Source organism: Pseudomonas sp. K5002, assembly GCF_013386655.1.
Classification (GTDB): Bacteria; Pseudomonadota; Gammaproteobacteria; order Pseudomonadales; family Pseudomonadaceae; genus Aquipseudomonas.
Genome location: NZ_JACARK010000558.1, coordinates 1 through 5,683, shown reverse-complemented (window position 1 = coordinate 5,683; position 5,683 = coordinate 1). Strand labels below are relative to the sequence as shown.

6 protein-coding genes and 1 pseudogene are annotated in these 5,683 nt (G+C 60.6%); 2 read left to right on the top strand and 5 right to left on the bottom strand.

Going from position 1 to position 5,683, the window contains the following annotated elements:
* Nucleotides 1–289: pseudogene (locus HX846_RS23330) on the top strand (FAD-dependent oxidoreductase); the annotation flags it as partial.
* 62 nt (nt 290–351) lie between these two features.
* On the opposite strand, the gene HX846_RS23325 reads toward HX846_RS23330, so the two are convergent.
* A complete protein-coding gene (locus HX846_RS23325; RefSeq protein ID WP_087694233.1) occupies nt 352–1,038 on the bottom strand; it encodes a M24 family metallopeptidase in 687 nt (228 codons plus the stop codon).
* Between the two features lie 563 nt (nt 1,039–1,601).
* Here HX846_RS23325 and HX846_RS23320 point away from each other — a divergent pair.
* Complete coding sequence (locus HX846_RS23320; RefSeq protein ID WP_003211399.1) at nt 1,602–1,949, top strand: DUF6124 family protein; 348 nt, start codon at nt 1,602–1,604, stop codon at nt 1,947–1,949.
* Nucleotides 1,950–2,064: 115 nt separating this feature from the next.
* On the opposite strand, the gene glsB is transcribed toward HX846_RS23320, so the two are convergent.
* From glsB to HX846_RS23300, 4 genes are all read right to left on the bottom strand, one after another.
* A complete protein-coding gene (glsB, locus tag HX846_RS23315; RefSeq protein ID WP_178966166.1) occupies nt 2,065–2,973 on the bottom strand; it encodes a glutaminase B in 909 nt (302 codons plus the stop codon).
* A gap of 187 nt (nt 2,974–3,160) precedes the next feature.
* Entirely contained in the window at nt 3,161–3,646 is a 486-nt protein-coding gene (locus HX846_RS23310) for a DUF2199 domain-containing protein (protein ID WP_177022014.1), read from the bottom strand.
* A gap of 104 nt (nt 3,647–3,750) precedes the next feature.
* Nucleotides 3,751–4,977, bottom strand: a complete 1,227-nt coding sequence (locus tag HX846_RS23305) for a nucleoside permease (RefSeq protein WP_177123427.1) — start codon at nt 4,975–4,977, stop codon at nt 3,751–3,753.
* 42 nt (nt 4,978–5,019) lie between these two features.
* Nucleotides 5,020–5,683 (bottom strand): sugar phosphate isomerase/epimerase (locus HX846_RS23300; RefSeq protein ID WP_178966165.1); only part of this gene is annotated, 664 nt, incomplete at its 5' end.

The following is a 5,683-nucleotide window of genomic DNA, read 5'->3' as shown; positions in this document are numbered from 1 at the left end:
GCTGGACTTCGAGTACCGCTGGGCGGGCCGGATCGCGATCACCCGGGACTTTATGCCTCACGTCCACGAACCCGCACCCGGCCTGACCCTGGCATTGGGCTGTAACGGACGCGGGATAGCCCTGTGCACCAGCCTCGGCCAGCAATTGGCCGGGCGCTTGTGTGACAGCCGCTCCGACTTCGCTTACCCGGTAACGCCTTTGCAGCGGTTGCCACTGCATGGCTTGCAACGCTTCTACATCGGCGCGGGCGTGGCGTGGTACAGCCTGCTGGATCGCCTCTCCCTGTAGGAGCGAGCTTGCTCGCGAAAAAACCGAAGGCGCCGCGAGTCCTCAGGAGACCGGCGCCTTCGTCAAAGCTCGCAGACCTTTCCCTCATCACTGAAGAAATAGATATTTTCATGCTTGTAGCCCCAGCGACCGCCTCGCTCGCGAGCATGCGGCTCGAAGGTAAAGCACGTCACCTCCTCCAGGCGCCGATGATTGCCCGCCTCGATGTAGAGCCTTTGGTCACGCTGCTCGCAGATGCTGTGGCCGACGTTGCCGGCGAAATCGAGGTTCTCGAACCCCTCGGATGCGATCAGGTCATTGGCGAACGCGTGGAGATCGTTGAACGTGGTTTCAGGCCGGGCGAATGTGCGCATCATCGCGTGTAGCAGGTGCTCGACTTCATAACCCCTGCTGAACTCGGCCCCCACCGGCACCGCCCGGCACACGCCCTCCTCCACATAGAAAGAGCGGGCACAGTCGCCCCACACATTGCCTGCTCTCGGGCTCAAATCCACCGTGATCAGATTGTGTAAACCAACGGCTTCATCACTGGGCCGATAGTCGCGTCCCGACACCGAAAGCGCACTGCGCGAACCCAGCAATACGAAGGCCGGGCAGTCGTAATACCAGGTCTGCGGATAGCCGGAATCCGCGAGCATCTGCGTCGCCATTTCGGCGATGGAGGCTTCGGTGGACTGTGGCGTGATCCGCGTAACGAGCTGCTGCAGCACCGACTTGGCGGCGGCCTGGACCACGCGATTAGGCAACATGGATTGTCTCTGACTGATGAGGGATTGCGTCGATGGTAGCAGCACTCTCCTCGACAGGGAGACGCACTCGGATTTTAAGCTCGTTCCCACGCTCCGCGTGGGAATGCCTACGGTGACGCTCCGCGTCACAAAGGCAGACGCAGAGCGTCCAGGGCTGCGCTCCCACGCAGAGCGTGGGAGCGATCAATAGCCGGAGCACCGACTTGGCGGTGGCCAGGACCACACGATTGTGCAACATGGACCGTCTCTGACTGAGGGAGACATGCTCGGATTTTTCCGACAACTGTTTCAGGTTGTCGGTCGGACCCGGGCTGACTAACCTCCCGCAGTCGCTGCCAATTCAGCGACCGGATTTGACCGTCCGACCAATCGACGACTGCAACGCCCACACCTATTCCAGGCGTTTTTTTTATGCCTGAGTTATCGTGTCGCGGCGGCTGTGCGCGGGATACCTTCGGGTATGCCGGGTTCGTTGATAACCGGTCGGTCAACCCGCGTACAGCTGCCACCCTCCTCGTTTGACCGCGAACGGTGGTGGCTCCACTTATCGACGGAGCTTCACCATGATTAAAGACAGCCCAAATCCCCCACCGCATACCGACCGGCTTCAAGAAGCCGCTTACCGCGCCATTCACCACTATCTGAAACCTGACGCCCAACCCCAACCGCCTGAACCCACCGAGCTACCGTTCGATGGATTATTTACCGTGCGTACGGACCTGGACACGGAAACCTTGCTGGCCAATGCCTCGCAAGACCTGGCGTCGATCAATGTCATCGCCGCTCACCTGGCCTTCGAAGTCGATGGTACCCAGCGCAACGTGGCGCTGGGCATTTGCCGGATGCTGGAAGGTGTGCAGATGCTGGTCGACAAAGCGCTGGATCGATGCGCGCAAACCAGCCCGCGCTGAGCTCGTTCCCACGCTCCGCGTGGGAATGCAGACTGTGACGCTCCGCGTCACAAAGGCAGACGCAGAGCGTCCAGGGCAGCGCTCCCACGCAGAGCGTGGGAGCGATCAAGTCTCTTCAAAAAACCGACCATCCGATACGCTCGCTCAACAACTCCAACGCCTTCATCCCCGCCAGCGAATTGCCTGCCGCATTCAACTCCGGCGACCACACGCACACCGTAAACTGCCCCGGCACCACCGCGAGAATCCCGCCGCCTACCCCGCTCTTTCCCGGCAACCCGACGCGATACGCAAAATTCCCCGCCTCGTCATACAGCCCGCTGGTGGCCATGATCGAGTTCACTTGCTTGGTCTGGCGCGCCGTCAGAATCTGCTCGCTGCTGTGGGTGCACACCCCCTCATTCGCCAGGAAGCAAAATGCCTTGGCCAGGTCCAGGCAGCTCATCTGCAATGCGCAATAGTTGAAGTAGCTGTGCAGCACTGCATCCACGTCATTGTGGAAGTTGCCGAAGGACTTCATCAGGTACGCCATGGCCGCATTGCGCGCACCGTGCTGGGCTTCGGATTCGGCCACCACGCTGTTGACCAGGATCTGCGGGTTGCCCGACAGCCGCCGCACAAAATCACGCATGGACAAAATAGGCACGGCAAAGCGCGATTGGTTGATGTCGCAGATCACCAGCGCACCGGCGTTGATAAACGGGTTGCGTGGCCGCCCACGCTCGAACTCCAGTTGCACCATGGAGTTGAACGGCTGCCCCGACGGTTCGTGGCCCAGGCGTTCCCAGATGCTTTCGCCGCCATGGTCGATGGCCTGCACCAGGCTGAATACCTTGGAAATGCTCTGTACGGAGAACAAGGTGTGGGCATCGCCCGCGCAGTAGGACGAGTCGTCATTGCCATACACGGCAATGCCCAGTTGCTGGGCCGGCACGTCGGCGAGCGCGGGGATGTAGTCGGCGACCTTGCCGAGGCCGATCAGTGGACGGACTTCGTCGAGGATCGACTCCAACAGGGCCTGCATGTTGTGTTCTGGCATGGTTTGGAAAATAGTGATTGGCGGGCGCGGAGGATACCTGAAACCCAGGGGGTAGAAACGCGCAGGCGCGCACAACGAGGTCTTCGTTTATTCAGACTTTAACTGTTGGTCGATCCATGAAGAGTCGGGCATTCGGTCGCAGCGTTTCTTATGGTCTCTACTGGCAGTGGCGTCAACGTGTCCACACCACATATTCGTGTGCACGATGCGCCGTAATGCCTCGGCATTGCTCAAGCGACAGCGGATGGTTACTCGCGATCAGCGTCACCTTTGGCCGGTTGGCCGGGTCAGTCAGGTTCAGCATGGCGGGGAGCCCACATGTTGCAGGCAGACCCGGGATGTCATTGGCAATCGTCACCGAAAACGGTGGTTCGCTTGATTGCTGCGGGTCATCCCAGAGTTCGTAAACCCGCTCAAAATCCAACTGCTCGATCCTGACCCAAATACCGATGTGAAAAACCTCCTCGCGACCCAGCACCGGCAATGGCAGCAACGCACGAATGAAAAATTGCTTACCGCCGATGATGGCCAGGTCATTGTTCTCCTGGACCCCACTCTCTCTGTCGTCTTGCGATAGCGCCATAACGGCATCAGGACGTCGAAACGCCAGCTCCATCTCGTCAATCCGGTGTTCTTCTTCGCACTGGTTGCACAGCAATTAGCGTCTCCTTCAAACATTCTGGCCGCACAGTCGACTCGCTGCGCCGGGCCATTCTAGCGCGATACCAACGCTGCGCAACGCCGCTTTGCGGGCGCCATGCGTCAATCAGCCGGCTCTGCTGCCACCCGCTCCCGCCCCTTGAACGCCAGCGAAAAACAAAAAAAGATCACCAGCGCAAAACCCGCCGGAAACAGCCAGATGCTGCGCCAGTCATGGCTGCTACCCGCCGCCACATAGTGGTCGGTCACCTGCCCCGCCACCCAGAACCCAATCAACATGCCCACACCGTACGTAGCCAGGGTAATCAGCCCCTGCGCCGAACTCCTGAAGCGCTCCGGCGCTTTCGCGTCGGTGTAGATCTGCCCCGAGACAAAGAAGAAGTCATAGCAGATGCCATGCAGCGCAATCCCGGTAAACAGCATGAAGGCCAGCTCGCCGTTATTGCCGTAGGCGAACAGTGCATAGCGCAGCGCCCACGCCAGCATGCCCACCAACAGCGCGACCTTGATGCCAAAACGCTGGATGAACAGCGGCAATAGCAGCATGAACAGCACCTCGGACACTTGCCCAATGGCCATTTTTGCCGTGGGGTTGGTCACGCCGATTTCCGCGAGAAACGGGTTGGCGTTCTGGTAGTAGAACGCCAGGGGAATGCAGATCAGGATCGAGGCGATGAAGAACACCAGGTAGCTGCGATCCTTGAGCAACCCCAGCGCATCCAGCCCGAGCAGTTGCTTGATATCACCCTTGCCCGCCTCGGCTTTCAAGGGCGCGGTACGCGGCAAGGTGAAGCTGTAGAAACCCAGCACCACTGACGCGATGGCAGACATCAGGAAGGTGTTGCGCAACGCGCCCGTGGTGATCGACTGCTGCGAATCCCAGGCGAACACAAAGCTGATCACCAGCCCCGCAACAATCCAGCCCAAGGTGCCCCACACACGGATGCGCGAAAACTCCTGGGCCGGGTCGCTCATTTGCCGGAAGGCCACCGAGTTCACCAGTGCCAGGGTCGGCATGTAGATGACCATGTATGCCAGCACGTAGGGATAAAAGCCGACGAAGTCCGGCGCGCGGTACAGCTGGTACAGCAGCACCGCGCCGATCAGGTGCAGCACCGCCAGGATGCGCTCGGCGTTGAAGTAGCGGTCGGCGATCAGGCCGATGATAAACGGGGCGATGATCGCCCCCCACGACTGGGTGGAAAACGCCATGCCGATCTGCCCGCCGCTGGCCCCCAGGTTGCTGGCGAGGAAGGTGCCGAGGGTGACGAACCAGCCGCCCCAGATGAAGAATTGCAGGAACATCATGACGCTCAGTCGCGCTTTCATTGTGGTCACCGTTTTATTGTTATTTTGGGGCAGAGGCGCTGTTCAGGCGTCGGGCAGGCCCAGCAGCCGTCGGTTGGATTGCTCGTCGGATGTCACGCCGGCGAAGTCATCGAATGCCTTGCTGGTCTTGCGGATCATGTGCTGGCGGATGTACTCCGCCCCTTCTGCCGCGCCTTGTTGCGCGTCCTTCAGGCAACACTCCCACTCCAGCACGGCCCAGCCGTGGAAGTCGTACTGGGTGAGCTTGCTGAAGATCGATTTGAAGTCGATCTGGCCATCGCCCAATGAGCGAAAACGGCCAGGGCGGTCGACCCATCCTTGGTAGCCGCCATACACGCCGGAGCGCGCGTCGGGGCGAAACTCGGCGTCCTTGACGTGGAACATGCGGATGCGCGCGTGGTAGCGGTCGATGAAGCCCAGGTAATCCATTTGCTGCAGCAGCAGGTGGCTGGGGTCGTAGAGAATGTTGGCCCGGGGATGGTGGTCGACGGCTTCGAGGAAGCGCTCGAAAGAGGCGCCGTCGTGAAGGTCTTCGCCGGGGTGGATTTCGTAGCACAGGTCGACGCCGGCCGCCTCGAAGCAATCGAGAATCGGCAGCCAGCGCTTGGCCAACTCGGCAAAGCCTTGCTCCACCAGGCCGCTGGGGCGTTGTGGCCAGGGGTAGATGTACGGCCAGAGCAGCGCGCCGGAGAAGGTCGCGTGGGCC

Coding starts and splice junctions, on each gene's coding strand:
- HX846_RS23325 (WP_087694233.1), bottom strand. CDS start 1,038: ATGTTGCCTAATCGCGTGGTCCAGGCCGCCGCCAAGTCGGTGCTGCAG.
- HX846_RS23320 (WP_003211399.1), top strand. CDS start 1,602: ATGATTAAAGACAGCCCAAATCCCCCACCGCATACCGACCGGCTTCAA.
- glsB (WP_178966166.1), bottom strand. CDS start 2,973: ATGCAGGCCCTGTTGGAGTCGATCCTCGACGAAGTCCGTCCACTGATC.
- HX846_RS23305 (WP_177123427.1), bottom strand. CDS start 4,977: ATGAAAGCGCGACTGAGCGTCATGATGTTCCTGCAATTCTTCATCTGG.